Annotated in this window: 16 protein-coding genes; 6 read left to right on the top strand and 10 right to left on the bottom strand. The window is 70.8% G+C overall.

What is annotated here, in order from left to right:
- Window positions 1-90: 90 nt before the first annotated feature.
- The 6 genes from BLQ61_RS07200 to BLQ61_RS07175 form a co-directional block, all read right to left on the bottom strand.
- The gene (locus BLQ61_RS07200; protein ID WP_091568364.1) at window positions 91-4,302 is read right to left on the bottom strand and encodes a translocation/assembly module TamB domain-containing protein; all 4,212 of its coding nucleotides are present in this window, start codon (window positions 4,300-4,302) and stop codon (window positions 91-93) included.
- Window positions 4,303-4,507: 205 nt separating this feature from the next.
- On the bottom strand, window positions 4,508-6,487 hold the full coding sequence (locus BLQ61_RS07195; protein ID WP_091568361.1) for an autotransporter assembly complex protein TamA: 1,980 nt from the start codon (window positions 6,485-6,487) through the stop codon (window positions 4,508-4,510).
- Entirely contained in the window at window positions 6,484-7,671 is a 1,188-nt protein-coding gene (locus BLQ61_RS07190; RefSeq protein ID WP_091568359.1) for a vWA domain-containing protein, read from the bottom strand. The genes BLQ61_RS07195 and BLQ61_RS07190 overlap by 4 nt, the downstream gene beginning before the upstream one ends.
- Window positions 7,672-7,749: 78 nt before the next feature.
- Window positions 7,750-8,352 carry a GNAT family N-acetyltransferase gene (locus tag BLQ61_RS07185; RefSeq protein WP_091568356.1) on the bottom strand — a complete coding sequence of 201 codons (603 nt, stop codon included), beginning with the start codon at window positions 8,350-8,352 and terminating at the stop codon, window positions 7,750-7,752.
- A gap of 2 nt (window positions 8,353-8,354) precedes the next feature.
- Window positions 8,355-8,588, bottom strand: a complete 234-nt coding sequence (locus BLQ61_RS07180) for a hypothetical protein (RefSeq protein WP_091568354.1) — start codon at window positions 8,586-8,588, stop codon at window positions 8,355-8,357.
- A gap of 8 nt (window positions 8,589-8,596) precedes the next feature.
- On the bottom strand, window positions 8,597-9,439 hold the full coding sequence (locus BLQ61_RS07175) for an AAA family ATPase (protein ID WP_091568351.1): 843 nt from the start codon (window positions 9,437-9,439) through the stop codon (window positions 8,597-8,599).
- Window positions 9,440-9,551: 112 nt separating this feature from the next.
- Here BLQ61_RS07175 and BLQ61_RS07170 point away from each other — a divergent pair, with 112 nt between their 5' ends.
- Together BLQ61_RS07170 and BLQ61_RS07165 are read left to right on the top strand one after the other, a co-directional pair.
- Entirely contained in the window at window positions 9,552-10,208 is a 657-nt protein-coding gene (locus tag BLQ61_RS07170) for a c-type cytochrome (RefSeq protein WP_091568348.1), read from the top strand.
- A 447-nt stretch (window positions 10,209-10,655) separates the two neighbouring features.
- Complete coding sequence (locus BLQ61_RS07165) at window positions 10,656-11,603, top strand: universal stress protein (RefSeq protein ID WP_245703887.1); 948 nt, start codon at window positions 10,656-10,658, stop codon at window positions 11,601-11,603.
- On the opposite strand, the gene BLQ61_RS07160 is transcribed toward BLQ61_RS07165, so the two are convergent.
- On the bottom strand, window positions 11,564-11,998 hold the full coding sequence (locus tag BLQ61_RS07160; protein ID WP_091568646.1) for a DUF1841 family protein: 435 nt from the start codon (window positions 11,996-11,998) through the stop codon (window positions 11,564-11,566). The genes BLQ61_RS07165 and BLQ61_RS07160 overlap by 40 nt on opposite strands.
- Before the next feature lie 98 nt (window positions 11,999-12,096).
- Entirely contained in the window at window positions 12,097-13,965 is a 1,869-nt protein-coding gene (gene kefC, locus BLQ61_RS07155; protein WP_091568345.1) for a glutathione-regulated potassium-efflux system protein KefC, read from the bottom strand.
- 257 nt (window positions 13,966-14,222) lie between these two features.
- Between kefC and BLQ61_RS07150 the strand changes: the two genes are divergently transcribed.
- Window positions 14,223-14,861 (top strand): LysE family transporter, encoded by a 639-nt coding sequence (locus tag BLQ61_RS07150; protein ID WP_091568342.1) that lies wholly within the window; start codon window positions 14,223-14,225, stop codon window positions 14,859-14,861.
- Between the two features lie 43 nt (window positions 14,862-14,904).
- Here the strand turns inward: BLQ61_RS07150 and BLQ61_RS07145 are convergent, their stop codons facing one another.
- Window positions 14,905-15,417, bottom strand: coding sequence for a tRNA (cytidine(34)-2'-O)-methyltransferase (locus tag BLQ61_RS07145; protein WP_091568644.1), 513 nt, complete (start codon window positions 15,415-15,417; stop codon window positions 14,905-14,907).
- Between the two features lie 68 nt (window positions 15,418-15,485).
- Window positions 15,486-16,199, bottom strand: coding sequence for a ComF family protein (locus tag BLQ61_RS07140; RefSeq protein ID WP_091568340.1), 714 nt, complete (start codon window positions 16,197-16,199; stop codon window positions 15,486-15,488).
- Between the two features lie 57 nt (window positions 16,200-16,256).
- On the opposite strand from BLQ61_RS07140, the gene BLQ61_RS07135 reads away from it, so the two are divergent.
- The 3 genes from BLQ61_RS07135 to ctaD all read left to right on the top strand — a co-directional run bounded on the left by BLQ61_RS07135 (window position 16,257) and on the right by ctaD (window position 20,397).
- Window positions 16,257-17,159 (top strand): biotin synthase, encoded by a 903-nt coding sequence (locus tag BLQ61_RS07135; protein ID WP_091568337.1) that lies wholly within the window; start codon window positions 16,257-16,259, stop codon window positions 17,157-17,159.
- 388 nt (window positions 17,160-17,547) lie between these two features.
- Entirely contained in the window at window positions 17,548-18,717 is a 1,170-nt protein-coding gene (gene coxB, locus BLQ61_RS07130; RefSeq protein ID WP_091568335.1) for a cytochrome c oxidase subunit II, read from the top strand.
- Between the two features lie 45 nt (window positions 18,718-18,762).
- Window positions 18,763-20,397 carry a cytochrome c oxidase subunit I gene (gene ctaD, locus BLQ61_RS07125; RefSeq protein WP_091568332.1) on the top strand — a complete coding sequence of 545 codons (1,635 nt, stop codon included), beginning with the start codon at window positions 18,763-18,765 and terminating at the stop codon, window positions 20,395-20,397.
- Window positions 20,398-20,403 lie beyond the last annotated feature (6 nt).

Here is a 20,403-nt window from a genome sequence, read left to right as displayed (position 1 = left end):
CTGCAGGCCCGGGGTGGTGCTACTTTTTCGATAGCTGCAGGCCCTTTGTCGGTCAGGACATGGAGCCTGAAACACCCCCAAACCCTGCGTTCAGTCGTAGCGCACCGTGTAGATCAGGTCGACGGCGCTCTTCTCGCCCGTCTGGCCGCGCAGCGTCAGCCGCTTGGACAGGTCGTAGAAGATGAACAGCGTGCCCATGGCGCCCGACAGGCTGCGCTCGTAGGTCACGTACAGGTCGCGCGACAGGCGCTTGCCCAGGGTCAGCGCGGCGCTGCTGGCATCCTCGCCCTGGCCCGGGCCCTTGAAGCCGATCTCGTCCAGGCCCAGGCGCTGGGCGATGCCGCCGCTGCTGCTCTTGCTGCCGTCGCCGCTCAGGAAGGCCAGCGCTGCCTGCTGCAACAGCGCCGCCTCGGCGCCGCCGCCCGCGGCACTGCGGCCCAGCACCACCCAGGAGAGCTTTTCCGCATCGGGCATCTCGGGCTCCGAGTACAGGCGCACGCGCGGCGCCTGGGCGCTGCCAGTGACCTGCACGCCGGCGCGCACGGGGATGTTCGGGCGCAGCGCCAGCACGTCCAGCGCCGGGTTGTCGTAGGGGCCGTTGAAGCGCAGCAGGCCGGTCTCGATGTCCAGCGACTGGCCCCAGGCGCGGTAGCGACCTTGCTCGGTGCGCACCTCGCCGGTCACGCGCGGCTGGCCGGCGGTGGCGGCGCTGCTGGTGATGGCCAGCTGCCCGGTCAGGCGCGTGGTCACGCCCCGGCCCTGCAGGGCGAAGTCCTGACCCAGGTCGAGCTTGACGGCCACGTCCGGCGTGCGCGCGGCCTGCACGCTGCCGGGCTGCTCGCTGCCCTGCGCGCGCTTGGCCGCTTTCTGCGCCTTCTCGGCGGCCGCCTTGTCCAGCGCGGCCGAGCGCACCACCACGTCGTCGCCCAGCGACGGCGCGCCGGCCTCGGGCAGGATGATGGTGGCGCGGTCCACCGTCAGGTCGCCGCGCAGCACCACCTGGCCGCCCTGCAGCCGGGCGTTCAGATCGCCCGAGACGCTGACCTGCCGGTCGGCGCGCACCAGCACCTGCAGCGCCTTGGCGCGCGCGCGCAGGTCCATGCGGATGCCCGAAAGGCCGCCTTCGCCCCCCGCGGCGCCGGCCCACGACAGCGTGCCGCCGCCGTCCAGCGTGCCGCCGTCCAGCGGCGCGGCGGTGCGGTTGCCGCTGTAGCCGGCGATGCGCGCGCGGCTGCCGCGCCCGCCCTTCAGGTGCAGCTCGGTGATGGTGAGCTGCTCGCCCTGCAGCGTGGCGCGCAGGCGCCCGTCCTGCAGGTCCACGCCGTCCAGCAGCGAGCGGATGGCGAAGCGATCGGCGGCCAACTGGCCGTTCCATTGCGGCGCGCTGCGGCTGCCCGACAGGCGCATATCGGCGCTCAGCGTGCCCTGCACGCGCCAGCCGGGCGGCGCCAGCACCGACCACACGCCCACCTCGGGCAGCTCGGCGCGCACCTGCGCGGCCAGCGGCGCGTCGGCCGGCCACTGCCAGCCGCCATCGGCGGACTGCACCAGGCGCGTGCTGCCGTCGGCCTGTACGCGGCCGGCGCGGGCGCTGTCCCAGGACAGGTTGGCGCGCACGTCGTTGCCGTCGGCGGCGACCTCCAGCGCCAGCTCGCGCAGCCCGGCGGAGGTGGTGGCGCTGGTGTCGGCCTTCGGCGCGCCCGCGCCTTGGCCCTCGCCGCTGCTGCGCACCACGGTGACGCCCGGCGCGTCCAGCGCCTCGCTGGTCAGCATGCGGATGTCGCCCGAGGTGCGGCGCAGGCCGGCGCGCGCACGCAGGCCGCCGGGCGTGGCGGCCACGTCCCAGTTGCCGGACAACACCAGGTCACCCGAGACGTTCAGCTTGGCCAGTGCCCCCTGGCCGTCGGTCTGGAAGGCATTGGCCCAGGCCAGCGGCAGGCCCTGCAGCGTGCCCTGGCTGGTCAGCTCCATGCCGCCCTGCGCGCCCTGGGCGTAGCGCAGCGGCTGCCAGCGCAGCTGCACCTCGCCAGGCTCGGGGCCGGTCAGGCGGGCGCTGGCGGCCGAGGTCTCGACGGTCAGGCGCGGCTGCTGCTGCAGATCCACGGTGACGGGTTCGGCCAGGCGCAGCGTCCATGGGCCGGGCTGGTCCTTCATGCGCGCCTGCACGCGCAACTCGCCCACGCGGGCGCGCCAGCGGCCCGAGCCCTGGCTGGCGGCGGTGGCGCGCAGGTGCACGTCGGCCTGCTGCTGGTCGCCGCCCTGGCGCAGCACGCCGTCGTAGTCGATGGACAGGTCGGACAGGCCGCCGCGCAGCGATGCACTGGTGCGCGCGAACTCCAGGTTCAGCGCGCCGGCGTCGCCCTGGGCGGCGCGCGTGAGGCGCAGCTGCGGGGCGCGCAATGTGGCCTGCAGGGTGAAGGCGCCAGCGGGGCCGGTGGCCGGGCTTGCATCGGCCGCCAGCAACCCGGCGCCCTGCAGCTGGCGCTGCGTCGACTGCCAGCCGCCGCGCCACTGGGCGTCCAGGTCGGCGCGGCCGTCCAGCGCCAGGCCCAGCGGCGGCGCGCCGACCTGCGCCAGCCAGCCCTGCAGGCGCTGCGCGTCGGCCAGTTTGAGCGCCAGCGTGCCGGCGCCGTCGTCGGGCGCCATGCGGCCGTCCGTCTGCAGCGTGGCGCCGGGCACCTGCGCCTGCATGCGGCCGCGCACCGCCAGGGTGCGGGTGTTGATCTGCAGCTGCTGCGCCTGCACCTGCGCGCCCTCGGCCTGCAGCAGCAGGCGGGGGATGTCGACGCGCGCCTCGTGCCAGCGGCCCTCGGTCGCCAGGCGCTGCAGCGCGATCGCCGCCAGGTCGCCGGCCTTGCCGGCGCGTGCGCGGCGCGGCGCCGGGGCGGCGCGCAGGTCGGCGGCGAAGCGCACCGCACTGTCGCCCGAGGCGCTGCCGCTGGCGCTGGCCGTGCCCGACAGGGGCGCGGGCGCCAGGCGGGAGTACAGCTGCGCGGGGTTGACGCCAGCCAGGCGTGCTTCGGCTTCCAGTGATTGCGTTGCGGGCGTGTAGCGGCCGTGCGCGTCGATGCTGCCGCCGCCGGCCTGCAGGTGCGCGCGCGGCACGTCCCAGGTCTCGCCGTCGTAAGTGGCCTCGGCCTGCAGGGCCTGCACTGGCAGGTGCTGCCTGTCCCAGGGGCCGGACTCGGCGTTGGTCAGGTCGGCGTCGATGCGCCAGCCGCCCTCGCCCTCGGGCAGCACGGCGGCGTGGCCGTCCAGCAGCGTGGCCGGCGCCTGTGGCCACAGCAGCGCCAGGTTCAGGCCCTGCACGTCGGCCTGGGCCTTTTCCAGGGGCTGCGCCAGCCAGGGGGCGATGCGCCCCTGCACGTCGGCGCGCAGCGGGGCGTTGGCATCGGGCGCGGCGCTGGCTTGGGCGCCGGAAGCGGCTTCGTCAGCCTTCGCATCCTGCGCCTCGTCCGCGCTGCTGGCCGGGGCTGCGCTGCTGGCCGGGGCTGCGCTGCCGCGCAGTTGCCCGGTCACGTCCAGGCGTGCCTCGCGCCCGGCCAGGGTGCCGGTCACCTGGGCGCTGGCCAGGGCCTGTAGCGTGGCCTCGCTGCCCGGCACGGCCGAGCGCACGGCGCCGTTCAAGCTAGCCTGCAGCTCCATCGGCGCGCGCGCGCCCAGCGTGGCCTCCAGGCCGTAGCGGCCCTGGGCCAGCTCGACATGGTCCACCGTCAGTTGGTGCTGCTCGCCGTCGTAGCGGTAGCGGCCGGCCAGGTCGTCGATGGCGATGGGTTTGGCATCCGGGTCGCGGCCGGTCCACAGCAGGTGGTCGATGCGAAACGGCAGGTCGATGTGGATGGGCAGCACCAACTCCTGCAGCGGCTCGGGCGGGCCGTCGTCCTCGGGCGCGTCGCCCTGGGCGGTGAGGGTGACGCTGGCGGCGTGCACCTCGCCGAGTTTCAGCTGGCGCTCGAGCAGCGGCGCCAAGCTCCAGCCGATGTCGATGTCGCGCGCCTCCACGGCCAGGGTGGCGTTGCTCCAGCGCAGCCGGTCGATGTGCCCGCCGGTGCGCAGCGAGCCGGTAACGCCCTCGGCCTGCAGCTGCTGGCCCTCGGGCAGGTAGCGCGCGGCGCGCTCGACCACGGTGTTCAGCGAGCTGCTGCTGCCGCTCCACCACCACAGGCCGGCCAGCAGCGCCACCAGCAGCACGGCCAGTAGCGCCAGCGCGCGCCACAGCCAGCGCCAGCGGCTCTTGCGCAGGGGCGCGGGGGAGGGGGCCACCGCAGCGGCGTAGGGGTCAGGGGTGGGGGACGAAGCCATGCAACGGGAGGTAAAACAGCGGCCAGCTTACCTGCCGGGGAGACGCTGGTCGGGACGGCGCAGCACCCTGCCGTGTAGGAGCAGGCGCGCAGCGGCTGTAGGAGCAGCGGGTGGGCCTGGCATTTGAACCATGGCCCGGAATCTTGATGAAAGGTGCTGCCAGCCCATATGTTTCAATGGCCTGCAGCTACAGAAAGACTAGCAATCAGAAGGTGTAGCCCAGCCGCAGGTGCAGGCGCAGCTGGCGATCCTGCACGCCGTAGGCGACGTCCGCCTGCAGCGGCCCCACGGGGCTGCGCCAGCGCAGGCCGGCGCCCACACCGACGTGCGGCTTCAGGTCGCCCAGCTTGTCGGCCACCGCGCCCACGTCGACGAAGGTGGCGCTCTCGAAATCCACGTGGTTGCCGCGGATGGTGATCGGGCGCTGCCACTCCACGCTGCCCACCGCCAGGTAGCGCCCGCCGAACAGAGTGTCGTTCACGGTGCGCGCGCCGATCTTCTTCCAGCCGTAGCCGCGCACGGTGGTGTCGCCGCCGGTCAGGAACAGCTGCGTGACGGGAATGGTCGCCCCCTCGCGCGCCAGCACCGCGCCGCCCTCCAGGCGCAGCGACAGGCGGCTGGCGCGGCTGATGCCCTCGGCCACCTGCACGCGGCCGGTGTCGATGAACGACTGCCAGCGCACCAGGGTGCGGGTGAACAGGTCGCGCTCGGGCACCAGCGTGGTGCCCACGCCCAGCTCGGCCGCTAGGCCGTAACCGCTGGTGGGATTCTGGTTGTCGTTGAAGTAGCGCCCGGTCCAACCGTAGTTGGCGGTGATGGCGCTGCTGGACGGCGGCGCGTCCGGGCCCTGGTTGCTGGCGGCGTCGAACTGCAGGAAGTAGCTGCGGTCGATGTGGTCCGAGCCCTTGGTGCGCCCGGCGCGCACCCGGCTGCTGTTGACCTCGTAGCTGCCGGTGGTCTCGCGCTGCAGCTGCAGGCCGGTGAACCAGCGCCAGCCGTCCGGGCCGGGCAGGGCGGTCCAGTCGGTGGACAGCAGCTTGTGCTTGCGGCTGAGCTCCACCTTGGACAGCGCGCGCCAGCCGATGAGCGGCAGCCGGTTGTGCGTGTGGTCCAGCGACATGCGCGGGCCGGTGTCGGTCGACAGGCCGACGCCGAACACCGCCTTTTGCAGCGGCGCCTCGCGCACCTGCGCGGTCACGGGCACGGTGGCCTGGGCGGCATCCTTGTCCACGCCTTCGGTGTCCAGCGCCAGGAACACGGCGTCGTAGTAGCCGCTGCTGGCCAGGCGCTGCTGGGTGTCGAGCAGCTTTTGCTGGTCGTACGGGGCGCCCACCGGCAGGCGCGCCAGGTTGCGCAGGCCCTCGCTGTCGTAGCGCTCGCTGCCCTGGATCTGCAGCGCGCCGAAGCGCAGGTCCGGCCCCGGCGCGTATTGCACCTGCAGCTCGGCGCGGGCGCGGTCGGCGTCGACCTCGGCACGGCTCTTGTCGATGCGCGCCAGCGCGTAGCGCTGCGCCTGCAGCTGGCGCAGGCCCTGCGACTTGGCGTCGTCCCAGTCGCGCTGGGTGAAGGGCGCGCCCGGCTGCAGGCCGAAGCCGCGCTGCAGCCGGTCCTGGCGCGCCTGCAGCTCGGCGGCATCGGGGCGCTGCGCGGGTGCGTCGCTGCCCAGCACCTGCACTGCGGCCTTGGCGATCTGCGTGCGCTCGCCCGGCTGCACGTTCACGGTGATGGTGCGCGCCGGCGTGTCGCGCCGCTGGCCGGCGCCGGGCGCCGGGTTGTCGTGCAGCGCGATGGTCAGTGTCGGGCTGAAGTAGCCCAGCGTGGCCAGCAGTTCGCGCGCGTCGGCCTCGGCCGCGCCCAGCAGGCGGCGCAGCTCGGCATCCTGCAAGTCGGGCAGGTGGGCGAAGCGCTGCAGCTGCATGTGGCGCGCCAGGTATTCGCGCACGTCCTGGTCTTCGGCCTCGACATTGAAGGCAAAGGCGTCCGGGCCGCTTTCGGCGGGTGTGTCGGACTCGATGGCATCGCGCCGCTCGTCGGTGCGGCGTTCGCTCTGGAAGGCGTCCTTCAGGACGCCGCAGCCGGGCAGGGCAGCGGCCAGCAGCAGGGGGATCAGCAGGGCCGGCCAGCGGGCGCGGCGGACGAGGGCGGAGGTGGGCTGGGCGGTGGAGGTCACGCGGGCATTATTCATTTGGACAGCAGCCGCATCGCGTCCTCCAATCCCTTGAGGGACAGTGGGAACATGCGCCCGCCCATGAGCTGCTGCACCAGGCCAATGCTCTGGCGGTACTGCCAGACGCCCTGCGGCTCGGGGTTGATCCAGGCGAAGTGCGGGAAGGCGTGCGTCAGGCGCTGCAGCCACTCGGCGCCGGGCTCCTCGTTGTTGTACTCGACGCTGCCGCCGGGCTGCAGGATCTCATAGGGGCTCATGGTCGCGTCGCCGACGAAGACCAGCTTGTAGTCCTTGTTGTACTTGCGCAGGATGTCCCAGGTGGCGAACTTCTCGGCGAAGCGGCGCCGGTTGTTCTTCCACATGAAGTCGTACACACAGTTGTGGAAGTAATAGAACTCCAGGTGCTTGAACTCGGCCTTGACGGCAGAGAACAGCTCCTCGACGCGCTGCACATGCTCGTCCATGGTGCCGCCCACGTCCATCAGCAGCAGCAACTTCACGTTGTTGTGCCGCTCCGGGACCATCTTGATGTCGAGCCAGCCGGCGTTGGCGGCCGTGGAGCGGATGGTGTCCGGCAGGTCCAGTTCCAGTTCGCTGCCGGCGCGGGCGAACTTGCGCAGCCGGCGCAGGGCGACCTTGATGTTGCGCGTGCCCAGCTCCTGGGTGTCGTCGTAATCGCGGTAGGCGCGCTGTTCCCACACTTTCACGGCACTCTTGTTGCGCCCGGGCCCGCCGATGCGGATGCCCTGCGGGTTGTAGCCGCCGTGGCCGAAGGGGCTGGTGCCGCCGGTGCCGATCCACTTGTTGCCGCCCTCATGCCGGCCCTTTTGCTCCTCCAGACGCTTTTTCAGTGTCTCCATCAGCTCGTCCCAGCCCATCTTCTCGATGACGGCCTTCTGCTCGGGCGTCAGCTCGCGCTCGAGCATCTTGCGCAGCCAGTCGGCCGGCAGTTCCTGGGTCAGGTCGGTCAGCAGCTCGACGCCCTTGAAATAGGCGGCGAAGGCGCGGTCGAACTTGTCGAAGTGCTTCTCGTCCTTGACCAGGGCAGTGCGCGCCAGGTGGTAGAAATCCTCCATGCTCCAGGCGTCTTCGGAGCGCGGCCCGGCCACGCCGGCGGCCAGGGCTTCGAGCAGGGTCAGGAACTCGCGCACCGACACCGGCAGCTTGGCGGCGCGCAGGGCGTAGAAGAAGTCGATCAGCATGGCTGCTCCCCTCGCGCCCGCGGTCGGGCAGTCGTGGCTGGCCGGCCCCAGGTTTCAGACGAAAACCTGCGCTGGCCCTTATGAAATATCGGCATGTTGCTGCAAAAGATATAGCAATTGTGCCCGCGCTTCGGGCCACTCGCCACTGCGCATGCTGTACATGACGGTGTCGCGGATGGTGCCGTCGCGGCGCAGCGCATGGCCGCGGATGACGCCGTCCTTCTTCGCCCCCAGCCGCTCGATGGCGCGCTGGCTGGCGAAGTTGTAGTTATCGGTGCGCCAGCCGACGACATGGCAGCCCAGCGTGTCGAAGGCGTGGGTCAGCAGCAGCAGCTTGGCGGCGGTGTTCACGTGCGTGCGCTGGCTGCTTTGCGCATACCAGGTCCAGCCGATCTCCAGGCGCCGCACGGCCGGCAGGATGTCGTGGTAGCTGGTGCTGCCCAGCACCCGGCCCATGGCGTCGTCGAGCACGGCGAAGGGAAAGCGCTGGCCGTCCGCGCGCATCGCCAGTGCGTTCTCGATATAGGCGCGCGTGTCCTGCGGCTCGGGCACGCTGGTCACGCGGATGCGCCACAACTCGCCATCGGCGGCGGCGGCGGCCAACCCGGCCTCGTGCTGCAGCGCCAGCGGCTCCAGGCGCACGCCGCGACCGTGCAGGGTGACGGGTTCGACGAAAGCCATGTCTATTCCACGAGGACGGCGGCCGCGCGCCGCGTGCGCCAGCGCCGCGCCACGGTGACCCCGACACCACCGCCCAGACCGACCAGCGCGATGCCGGCCAGGCTGCCCGTGCCGTAGCCAGGGGCGAACAGGTCCATTCCCAGCAGCAGCGCCGTGCCGAAGCCGGACAGCGCGCCGACCACGAAGCCGACGGCGTCGCCCAGGCCCTCGGCCAACAGCTTTCTAGTGGCGCTCATGGTCGCCTTCAGCGGTTGCGCTGGTTCATGAAGACCAGCTTCTCGAACAGGCTCACGTCCTGCTCGTTCTTCAAGAGCGCGCCCACCAGCGGCGGCACGGCCACCTTCTGATCGGCCGACTGCAGCGCGGACAGCGGGATCTCCTCGGCCAGCAGCAGCTTCAGCCAGTCGATGAACTCGCTGGTCGAGGGCTTCTTCTTCAGCCCCGGCAGGTTGCGCACGTCGTAGAAGGTCTTCATCGCCGCGCCCAGCAGCTCGCTTTTGAGCGTCGGGAAGTGCACGTCGACGATCTGCTTCATCGTCTCGGGTTCGGGGAACTTGATGTAGTGGAAGAAGCAGCGGCGCAGGAAGGCGTCGGGCAGCTCTTTTTCGTTGTTCGAGGTGATGAACACCAGCGGCCGGTGCTTGGCACGGATCATCTCGCGCGTCTCGTAGCAGTAGAACTCCATCCGGTCGAGCTCGCGCAGCAGGTCGTTCGGAAACTCGATGTCGGCCTTGTCGATCTCGTCGATCAGCAGCGCCACCGGCTGCTCGGCGGTGAAGGCCTGCCACAGCACGCCCCGGACGATGTAGTTGTGGATGTCCTTGACGCGCTCGTCGCCGAGCTGCGAGTCGCGCAGGCGGCTGACCGCGTCGTATTCGTACAGGCCCTGCTGCGCCTTGGTGGTGGACTTGATGTGCCACTGCAGCAGCGGCATGCCCAGTGCCGTGGCGACCTCTTCGGCCAGCAGCGTCTTGCCGGTGCCGGGCTCGCCCTTGACCAGCAGCGGGCGCTGCAGCGTGATGGCGGCATTCACGGCCAGCATCAGGTCTTGCGTGGCCACGTAGTTCTCGGAACCTTGGAATTTCATGGGAAGAGCTGGAAAACCAGGGAAATCGTTGAGGAAAAGGCTTGACAGGCGCTCGCTATAATCGTTTGAAGATACTTGCAGAGACAACCAATCAGGTGATTGTGCGCGCAAAATGAAGAAAACATGGACCACGCTTTTCGGCCTCGCCGCCTTCGCGGTGACCTCCCTGGCTTCTGCCCAGGACCTCAAGGGAGACGCCCAGGCGGGCTCCGGCAAGGTGGCCATGTGCATTGGCTGCCATAGCATTCCGGGCTACCAGGCCAGCTTTCCCGAGGTGTACAAGGTCCCGATGATCTCGGGCCAGGGTGCGCCCTACATCGCCGCCGCGCTGCACGCCTACCAGAAGGGGGAGCGCCTGCACCCCACCATGCGCGGCATTGCCGATTCCCTGTCCGACCAGGACATCGCCGACGTGGCGGCGTTCTATGCCGCGCAGGGCCCGCAGGGCGACCAGGCGCCCAAGGCCCGCGAGCCGGGCGAGAAGGTCGCACCGCTGCTGCAAAAGGGCGCCTGCGTGTCCTGCCACGGCGACAACTTTTCCAAACCCATCGACCCGTCCTACCCGAAGATCGCCGGCCAGCATGCCGACTATCTGTTCGCCGCGCTCAAGGCCTACAAGGCCAGCCCCGGCGAGTACGTGGGACGCAGCAACGGCGTGATGGGCGGCATCGCCAAGCAGTTCAGCAATGCCGAACTGAAGGAACTGGCGAAATACATCGGCTCGCTCGATGGCGAACTGCGCGTGGTGCCGCAGTCGCGCTTTCGCTGATACAGGGGCAACGCTCCCCAGTCTGCAAGCCCGCCTTCGCGCGGGTTTTTTGCTGTCCGTTCGCTGGCTGCATACCGGCACGTTTCAGTGCGGCATTGCTGGCTTTTTGTGGTCAAAATCCTACAATTGCGGCCTACATGCGCTTTCCTGCTTCCACCTTCTGCGTTCGCACCACGCGGCTGGCCATCTCGGCCGCGGCGCGGGCGCGCGTGCTGCGCCTGAGCGGTGCGCGCCGGGCGGCCCAGACCGCCGCGCACCCTGGCGCCCGGCGGTAGTCCTTCCTGCCCCTTGCCGCGTTGAGCGGGGCAGCGTCATCCAGCACCGCCGGGCTCTTGCCACCACCGCAGGGACATCCGCTTCCTGCCGTGCTGGCCGCGATGACAGTCGCCACCGCAGCTCGCCCGGGCCCGCGGCACCCCGAAGGTTCCACCGCCCAGGAGCACCGCCATGCGCATCCAGACGATTCTGGCCCTCACCGATTTCTCCAGTCCCGCCGAGCAAGCGCTCGAGCGTGCCGCGCTGCTGGCCGCGCACCACCAGGCGCGGCTGCAACTGCTGTACATCGCCGAGCGGCAGGAGGCCAAGTTCTGCGATCCGCAGGCGCGCCTGGAGCAGCGCGCGCGCCAGCTCTCGCGCCGGCACCAGCTGACGGTGCAGGCGCTGCCCGCAGCCGGGGACGCGCTGGCGGCGCTGCATGCGGCCGCGGCGCAGGCCGATCTGCTGGTGATGGACAACCGCCTGCACGGCCGCTGGCGCTGGCCGACGCGGGCGCTGGGCCTGCTGGCGCGGATGCTGCGCACCAGCCCCTGCCCGGTGCTGGTGGTGCAGGGCGCGGCGCGCGCGCCCTACGTGCACGTGCTGGTGCACGCCGCGGGCGACGAGGACAGCGGCGGGCGGCTGCTGCACGGCGCCGCGGCCATGCACGCCGGCGCGACGGTGGAGCTGTTTCATGTCGCGCGCCCGCGCCGCGGTCTGGGCCTGGCCTGCGGCGAGGCCTTTGCGCGCGCCCTGCGCAGCCGCCGCCAGCGCGTGCAGCAGTTGGCGCAGCCGCTACAGTCCGTGCCGCACACGCGGCTGCGGGTGTCGGATGCCTTCGAGACGCGGCGCAACCGCGTCGGCCTGGCCACGCGCGGCCTGGACCCGGCGCGCCAGTTGCTGGTGCAACAGCAGGGCACGCGCGCCGACCTGCTGGTGCTGGCGCACGCGCCGCGCGGGGTGCTGCGCGATCTGCTGCAGGCCGGCAAGGCCTGGCGCCTGCTGGCCGGCCCCGAGCCCGTGGGCTGCGATGTGCTGCTGATGCCGCAGCGTGGCCCGGTCACCGCCCGGCCGGAGGCGGCGGGCGATGCGCCCGCGCGTCAGTCGGCGGTGGCGCGGCGCTGGACGCAGGCCACATAGGCCTGCCCGTCGGGCGGGCGGCCGGCGCGCTGCGCCTCCCACAGCATGCTGCCCAGGCATTCAATGGCGGCGTGGTGCGCGTCGTGCAGCGAGCCCAGGCGGCGCGCCAGCAGTTCCACCGCCTGGCGGATGCCGCGCGGCTGGTCGATGCTGCACTGCTCGCTGATCGACAGGTGCATCGACAGGTGCAGGAACGGGTTGGCCTGGTCGGCGCCGTCGGCATAGACGCGCGCCAGCGCCGCCTCGGTGTCGGCCAGGTCGGCGTGGTATTCGGGATGCTCGGCGATCCACAGCCCGGCCAGGGTCTCGATGGCCTCCATCGGCTGGCTGGCCTGCTGCTTGGCGTGCGTGGCGCAGAAGAAGCGCCGCACATCGGCTTGGGTGGGGTTGAACATGCGCGCCAGACTAGCATGCAGGTGGCGCCCCGGCAGCGTCCAGGGGCTTCCCGGGCGCTATCGTATGTATAGCTTGAAGCGAGCGTCGAGTATGGCTTTCAGGACTTTTCGGCGTCATCTTTCCGGGCCTGTGCGGCAGCCGCCGCCGCGCGCTCCTGGCGCTCGCGCGCCAACTGCTCGACCAGTTGCTGGCGCCCTTGGCGCGCCACGGCGATCATCGCCTCGCGGTCGTGGTGGTAGGCGTGCGTGCGCTCGATCAGGGCGGTGTTGTGCGCGCTGAAACGCTCAGCAAAGGCGGCAGCTTCTTGCGGGCTCTCGCCCAGCAGCTCCAGCACCGTGCGGGCGCTGGCCACGCTGGCGCGGAACACCTCGCGCTCGATGTGCTGCACGCCCAGCTCGCGCAGCGCATGCCAGTGCGTCACGTCGCGCGCGCGGGCGACGATGGCCAGGTGCGGGAAGTGCTTGCGCGCGGCCTGCACGATCTTCAGTGACTGTTCGGGCGCGTCCACCGCCACCACCAGCACGCGCGCCTCGGCGGCGCCGGCCAGGCGCAGCAGCGGCACGCGCGTGGCGTCGCCGTAGAACACCCGGTAGCCGAAGGTGTGCGCCACCTCCAGCATCTCCACGCTGTGGTCCAGCACGGTGGCCGGCAGGCCCTGCGCCAGCACCATGCGCGCCACGATCTGCCCGTAGCGGCCGAAGCCGGCGATGATCACCGGCGCGCTTTGCGGCTCGTGCAGCGCGCGCGGGTCCGCGTCCGGCGCGTCTTCGCCATCCACCGGCGCCAGCCGTGCGTGGCGGCGCAGCAGCGCGCGGTCCAGCAGCACCAGCAGCAGCGGCGACAGCAGCATGGACAGCGCCACCGCGCCGATCAGCAGCGACGCCGCCTCGCCGCGGATGATGCCGAAGCTGGCGGCGCTCTGGAACACCACGAAGGCGAACTCGCCGCCCTGCGCCAGCAGCAGCGTGAAGATCGGCCGCTCCTGCGCCGGCATGCCGGTGCCGCGCGCCAGCAGCCACAGCACGCCGGCCTTGAGGCCCAGGAAACCCGTCAGCAGGCCGAGCATGGTCCAGGGCGCGGCGGCCAGCACGCCGAAGTCGATGCTCATGCCCACGGCGATGAAGAACAGGCCCAGCAGCAGGCCCTTGAAGGGCTCGATGTCGGTTTCCAGCTCGCGCCGGTACTCGCTGTCGGCCAGCAGCACGCCGGCCAGGAAGGCGCCCAGCGCCATCGACAGGCCGATCCACAGCATCAGCATGGCGATGCCCACCACCAGGAACAGCGATGCGGCAGTGAAGATCTCCGGCTGCTTGCTGCGCGCGATCCAGCGCAGCACCGGGCGCAGCGCCAGGCGCCCGCCGAGCACGATGGCGGCGATGAAGGCCGCGGTGCGCCCAGCCTCGGCCAGGGTCTCGCCCAGGCCGTGCAGGTGCGGCTGCCCGGCCGCGCCCAGCAGCGGCAGCAGCGCCAGGATGGGAATGGCGGCCATGTCCTGCAGCAGCAGCACGGCGAAGGTGCGCTGCCCGCCCTCGGTGCGCGTCAGGTTGCGCTCGGCCAGCACCTGCAGCGCGATCGCCGTGGACGACAGCGCCAGGCCCAGGGCGCCCACCAGCGCCACCCGCCAGGGCAGGCCCAGCGCCCACGCCGCCGCCCACAGGGCCAGTGCGCAGCCCAGCAGCTGCGCACTGCCCAGGCCCAGGATCGGGCGGCGCAGGCTCCACAGCCGCGCCGGCTGCAGCTCCAGCCCGACCAGGAACAGCATCAGCACCACGCCGAATTCGGCAAAGTGCAGGATGTCCTGCACGTTGCTCACCAGCCCCAGCCCCCAGGGGCCGATGGCGATGCCCGCCGCCAGGTAGCCGATGATGGCGCCCAGCCCCAGGGCACGGGCGATGGGCACGGCGATCACCGCCGCGCTGAGGTAGGTGAAGCCGTAGGTGAGCCAGACGGGGGCGTTCGGGGCCATGCGGGAGTGGGGTGCGGGGAAGGTGCGGAAATTGTGGCACCCCAGTTGGCGCGCGGTGGCCTTCGCTATGAAAAAAGTAGCTGCATGCCGGTGTATTCAAAGGGCTGAAGCCTGTTTTGGCTTAAAAATCCGATGGCGGCCGTATCGGGCCCGGCAGGCAGCGCGCCGATAATGCGCGCCGGCGTGCGCAACGCACGCACGGCGCTGCTTGCGGTGCCCCCTTTCCTCCCTGCTTTCCCTTCCCTCAGAGATCTTTCATGGACTGGCATACCTGGCTGGCATTCTTCGCGGCGTCGTGGATCATCGCCCTTTCGCCCGGCTCGGGGGCGGTGCTGTCCATGAGCCATGGCCTGTCGTACGGCGTGCGCGGCGCGGGCGTGACCATCCTGGGGCTGGAGCTGGGCCTGCTGTTCATCCTGGTAGTGGCGGGCGCGGGCGTGGGCTCGCTGCTGATCGCCTCGGAGCTGGCCTTCAACGTGGTCAAGGTGCTGGGCGCGTGCTACCTCATCTGGATCGGCTGGAGCCAGTGGCGCGCGGGCGCGGCCGGCCAGCTCGCGGGCGACCTGGCCGCCGCGCCCATGAGCCGGCGCCGGCGCCTGTTCACCGGCGCGCTGACCAACGCCACCAACCCCAAGGGCATCCTGTTCATGGTGGCGGTGCTGCCGCAGTTCATGCGCGACGGCCGGCCACTGTGGCAGCAACTGGCGGTGATGGCGGCGACGCTGGTGGCGGTCGACCTGGTGGTCATGAACGGCTATGCCGCCGCGGCCGGCGCGCTGCGCCGCTGGATGCAGAGCGCCGGCGCCATGCGCGCGCAGAACCGCGTCTTCGGCTCGCTGCTGATGGCGGTGGGCGCGGGGCTGTTCTTCGTGCGCCGGGGCGGGCAGGGCGCCTGAAAGCGGCCCGGCGCGGCAGGGCAGCAGCGTCTGCTGCCCGGGATCAGGACAGATCGACCGCGACGGCAGGCGCCACGACGGGTGCGCGCTCGCCCATCAGGAAGCTGTTTTGCCGCCAGGCCTCGTAGACCGTGACGGCCACGGCGTTGGACAGGTTCAAGCTGCGCTGGCCGGGCATCATCGGCAGGCGCAGGCGCTGGCCCGGCGGGAAGGTCTCGCGCAGCACCGGCGGCAGGCCGCGCGACTCGGCGCCGAAAACCAACCAGTCACCCGGGTGGAAGGCAGTGTCGTGCACCGACTGCTCGCCGTGCGTGGTCAGGCCGAACATGCGCGACAGGTCGGGCTCCTGCTCGCGCAGCAGCGCCGTCCAGCCGGCGTGGCGGCGCACGTCGGCCCATTCGTGGTAGTCCAGCCCGGCACGGCGTAGCAGCGCGTCGTCCATGGAAAAGCCCAGCGGCTCGACCAGGTGCAGCGTGCAGCCGGTGTTGGCCGCCAGCCGGATGACGTTGCCGGTGTTGGGCGGGATTTCCGGCTCGACAAGGACGATGTGGAACATGCGCGCCATTGTGGCGTGAAGCGCCCCCTGCGCGGCAGGGATTTGCTGCGATTTGTATACACCTGGCGTCAGTCGTGCCGGGGCGGTGTGCGCGCCAGCACCAGCGCGCCGACCGACCCCGCGCCGGCAGCGCGCAGCGCCAGCGCCGCGGCGTGCAGCGTGGCGCCGGTGGTCATCACATCGTCCACCAGCAGCACGCGCCGGCCGGCGAAGCGGGGCGCGGCCAGCGGCTCGGGCGCGAAGGCGGCGCGCAGGTTGCGCAGGCGCTGGGTGCGTGCCAGCCCGCTTTGCGCCGGCGTGTCGTGCAGGCGCAGCAGCAGCCCGGCCTGCAGGCGCGGGCCGGCGCCCAGAGCGCGCGCCAGCTGCAGGCTCTGGTTGTAGCCGCGCTGGCGCAGGCGCTGCGCCGCCAGCGGCACGGGCAGCACCAGGTCGGCCTGCGCGATGGCCTGGGCGGCGCCCGGCGCCTCGCGCATCAGCCGCGCCAGCGGAGCGGCCCACGAGGGATCGCCCTGGAACTTGAACTGCGCCAGCAGGCCGGCCCAGGGGTAGGCGTAGTCCACCGCGGCCAGGCAGCCGTCCAGCGGCGGCGGCTGGCGCAGGCAGGCGCCGCACCGGGCGACGCCTTCCGGCACGGCGCAGGCACAGGTGGCGCAGCGCGCCTGCGGCCGGGCGAAGCGGGCGCGGCAGCCGGCGCACAGGCGCTGCGCCGGCCAGGCATGGCACAGCGCGCACTGGCTGGGCAGCAGCGCGGCCAGGTGGCGGGCCAGGGCGGGTGCGGGCATCGGCTCAATATACTGGCGCGCTTGTGCGCTGCGCCATCGCGCCCCCCTGCCTTGCCCATGTCCGAACACCTGCCCCCGACCATCGACCCCGTTGCCGCCGCGCGCTGGCATGCCAGCGCACCGCAGGATGCGCCCTGGCTGCACGAGGAGGTGGCGCGGCGCATGCACGAGCGGCTGCAGTGGATCGTGCAGCCGCCGGCCGCCTGGTGCGACTGGGACCCGCTGCGCGGCGGCCTGCAGGGTCATGCGCTGGTGGCCGGGCAGTTCCCGCAGGCGGCCAGCGTCATCGCCGAGACCTCCTCGCCGCAGGCGCAGGCACGCCTGCAGGAGCGCTTCGCCAGGCCGTGGTGGAGCCCGGCGCGCTGGAGCAGCGCCGCGCCGCGCTTCGGGCTGCCCGAGGATGGGGCGGTGCAGATGCTGTGGTCCAACATGGCGCTGCACATGGCGGCGGATCCACAGGCGCTGATCGCGCAGTGGCACCGCGCGCTGGCGGTGGACGGCTACCTGATGTTCTCCTGCCTGGGCCCGGATACGCTGCGCGAGCTGCGCGCGCTGTATGCCGCGCTGGGCTGGCCGGCACCCGGCCATGCCTTCACCGACATGCACGACTGGGGCGACATGCTGGTGCATGCCGGCTTCTCCGAGCCGGTCATGGACATGGAGCGCATCACGCTGACCTTCGCCAGTCCCGAGCGGCTGCTGCAGGAGCTGCGCGGCCTGGGCCGCAACCTGCATCCGCAGCGCTTCGCCGCCTTGCGCGGGCGGCGCTGGCGTGAGCAGCTGCACCAGCAACTGGGTCAGCGTCTGGCCAGCGAGCAGCACGGTGGCCAGCTGGCGCTGACCTTCGAGATCGTCTACGGCCACGCCTTCAAGCCGGCCCCCCGGGTGCGCGTGGCGGGCGAGAGCAGCGTGCCGCTGCAGGACCTGCGCGCCATGCTGCGCAACCGCCCGCCGCGCTGACGGTCCGCGCCGCTGCGTGCAGCAGCTTGTCAATGACGTAAATCAATGCAAGCTACAATAATTTTGCTTGCGGATAGAGTGTTGCCCCTCGCCGTCGCCGGGATTGCCCGGGACGCGCTGGCAGGACGTGGAAACAGGACCGGCAGTGCGGCCGGTTCTTTTTTATGTCCCGGTCCGTGTCTGGTGCTCGGGAATAACGCGGATTGCCGCTCCCGGCGGCGCCCGGCATGCTGGCTGCCAGTCGCGCGGCGGCAGCGCTCGGATCCGGGCGGAGACAAAGGACCGGCCTGCCGCGGTCCGGACTGGCCGGCGGGCGGCGGCCGCCCTGCGGGGTGTTCGCGGCCCGCGGGCGATGGGTCAACTGGAGCTGAGGAAAAGAGTGAAAACGATGAAGCGCATTTCCAAGAAGCTGGACACATGGCTGCTGGGAGGCATGGCCTGGATGGCCACGGCAGCCCATGCGGTGCAGGACCTGCCCGGGGGGCCCGCGGTCAACCAGCTCAACCTGCATCCGCCGGTCACGAAGATCGCCGAGGAGCAGCACTTCCTGCACTGGATGATGCTCGTCGTCTGCACCGTGATCTTCCTGGGCGTGTTCGCGGTGATGTTCTATTCCATCTGGAACCACCGCAAGTCGCGCGGTGCCCAGGCGGCCAACTTCCACGAGTCGGTGACCATCGAGGTCGCCTGGACCGTCATCCCCTTCATCATCGTCATCCTGATGGCGCTGCCCGCCACCAAGGTGCTGGTGGCGCAGAAGGACACCACCAATGCCGACCTGACCATCAAGGCCACCGGTTACCAGTGGAAGTGGGGCTACGACTACATCGCCGGCGAGGGCGAGGGCCTGGCCTACATCTCCACGCTGGACAGCAGCCATCGGCGCATGTCCGACAGCGGCGACGTGTCGCAGGCGCCGGCCAACTACCTGCTGAAGGTGGACAACCCGCTGGTCGTGCCGGTGGGCAAGAAGGTGCGCGTCATCACCACCGCCAACGATGTGATCCACGCCTTCATGGTGCCGGCCTTCGGTATCAAGCAGGACGCCATCCCCGGCTTCGTGCGCGACACCTGGTTCCGGGCCGACAAGGTCGGCGACTACTACGGCCAGTGCGCCGAGCTGTGCGGCAAGGAGCACGCCTACATGCCGATCCACGTGAAGGTGGTGTCGGCGCCCGAGTACACCGCCTGGGTGAACACCGAGAAGAAAAAGGCCGCGGCCAAGCAGGACGACCCGAACAAGGTCTGGACCCTGGAGGCCATGCTGCCGCGCGGCGAGAAGGTCTACGCCGCCAACTGCGCCGCCTGCCACCAGCCCAACGGCAAGGGCGCCGGCCCGATCAAGCCGCTGGACGGCTCGTCCATCGTGCTGGACGCGGACCACGCCAAGCAGATCCAGGTCCTGCTGCACGGCGCCGGTGGCGGCGCCATGCCGTCCTGGGCGCAGCTGAGCGACACTGACCTGGCAGCCGTTGCCACCTACACCAAGAACGCCTGGTCCAACAAGACCGGCCAGCTGGTGCAGCCCGCCGAAATCCTGGCGCAGCGCGGCAAGTAACGCCGCGGCAGCAGCCAACGCACGGACTCCAAGAGGATTCAAGTCATGAGCGCAGTTCTGGACAACCACGGACACGGCGGCGCGGGCCACGGCCACGACGACCACCACCACGCCACGCCCACCGGGCTGCAGCGCTGGCTGTTCGCCACCAACCACAAGGACATCGGCACGCTGTACCTGCTGTTTTCCTTCACCATGCTGATGGTCGGCGGCATCCTGGCGATGCTGATCCGCGCCGAGCTGTTCCAGCCCGGCCTGCAGCTGGTCAACCCCGAGCTGTTCAACCAGCTGACCACCATGCACGGCATCATCATGGTGTTCGGCGCCATCATGCCGGCCTTCGTGGGCTTCGCGAACTGGATGCTGCCGCTGCAGATCGGCGCCTCCGACATGGCGTTCGCGCGCATGAACAACTTCAGCTTCTGGCTGCTGATCCCGGCCGCCGTGATGCTGGTGAGCTCGTTCTTCATGCCCGGCGGCGCGCCGGCCGCCGGCTGGACGATGTATGCGCCGCTCACCCTGCAGATGGGCCCGTCCATGGACGTCGCCATCTTCTCGCTGCACATCATGGGCGCCAGCTCCATCATGGGCGCGATCAACATCATCGTCACCATCCTGAACATGCGCGCCCCGGGCATGACGCTGATGAAGATGCCGATGTTCTGCTGGACCTGGCTGATCACCGCCTACCTGCTGATCGCTGTGATGCCGGTGTTGGCCGGCGCCATCACCATGACGCTGACGGATCGCCATTTCGGCACCAGCTTTTTCAACGCCGCGGGCGGCGGTGACCCGGTGATGTACCAGCATATCTTCTGGTTCTTCGGCCACCCCGAGGTCTACATCATGATCCTGCCGGCTTTCGGCATCGTCAGCCAGGTGGTGCCGGCGTTCAGCCGCAAGCGCCTGTTCGGCTACGCCTCCATGGTGTATGCGGTGGCGGCCATCGCCATCCTGTCGTTCATCGTCTGGGCGCACCACATGTTCACCACCGGCATGCCGGTGACGGGCCAGCTGTTCTTCATGTACGCCACCATGCTGATCTCGGTGCCGACGGCGGTGAAGATCTTCAACTGGACGGCCACCATGTGGCGCGGCTCGATGACCTTCGAGACGCCCATGCTGTGGGCCGTGGGCTTCATCTTCGTGTTTACCATCGGCGGCTTCACCGGCCTGTTCCTGGCGATGGCGCCGCTGGACGTGCAGCTGCAGGACACCTACTACGTGGTCGCGCACTTCCACTACGTGCTGGTGGCCGGCTCGCTGTTCGCGATGTTCTCCGGCTATTACTACTGGAGCCCGAAGTGGACCGGCCGCATGTACAGCGAGACACGCGGGCGCATCCACTTCTGGGGCTCGATGATCACCTTCAACCTGACTTTCTTCCCGATGCACTTCCTGGGGCTGGCCGGCATGCCGCGCCGCTACGCTGACTACCCCATGCAGTTCGCCGACTTCAACATGATCGCCTCCATCGGCGGCTTCGGCTTCGGGCTGATGCAGGTGTACTTCTTCCTGTTCGTCGTACTGCCGGCCATGCGCGGCCATGGCGAGCCGGCGCCGCAGCGCCCCTGGGACGGCGCCGAGGGGCTGGAGTGGGAAGTGCCGTCGCCAGCGCCGTTCCACACCTATGTCGAGCCGCCCAAGCTCGACCCCACCGCCACGCGCGTGATCGGCTGATCGCGC

It is taken from the genome of Oryzisolibacter propanilivorax (assembly GCF_900103645.1).
In the GTDB taxonomy this organism is placed as follows: Bacteria; Pseudomonadota; Gammaproteobacteria; order Burkholderiales; family Burkholderiaceae_C; genus Melaminivora; species Melaminivora propanilivorax.
Note: the sequence above shows the minus strand (reverse complement) of the source record. Positions and strands in the feature narration are given on the sequence as shown.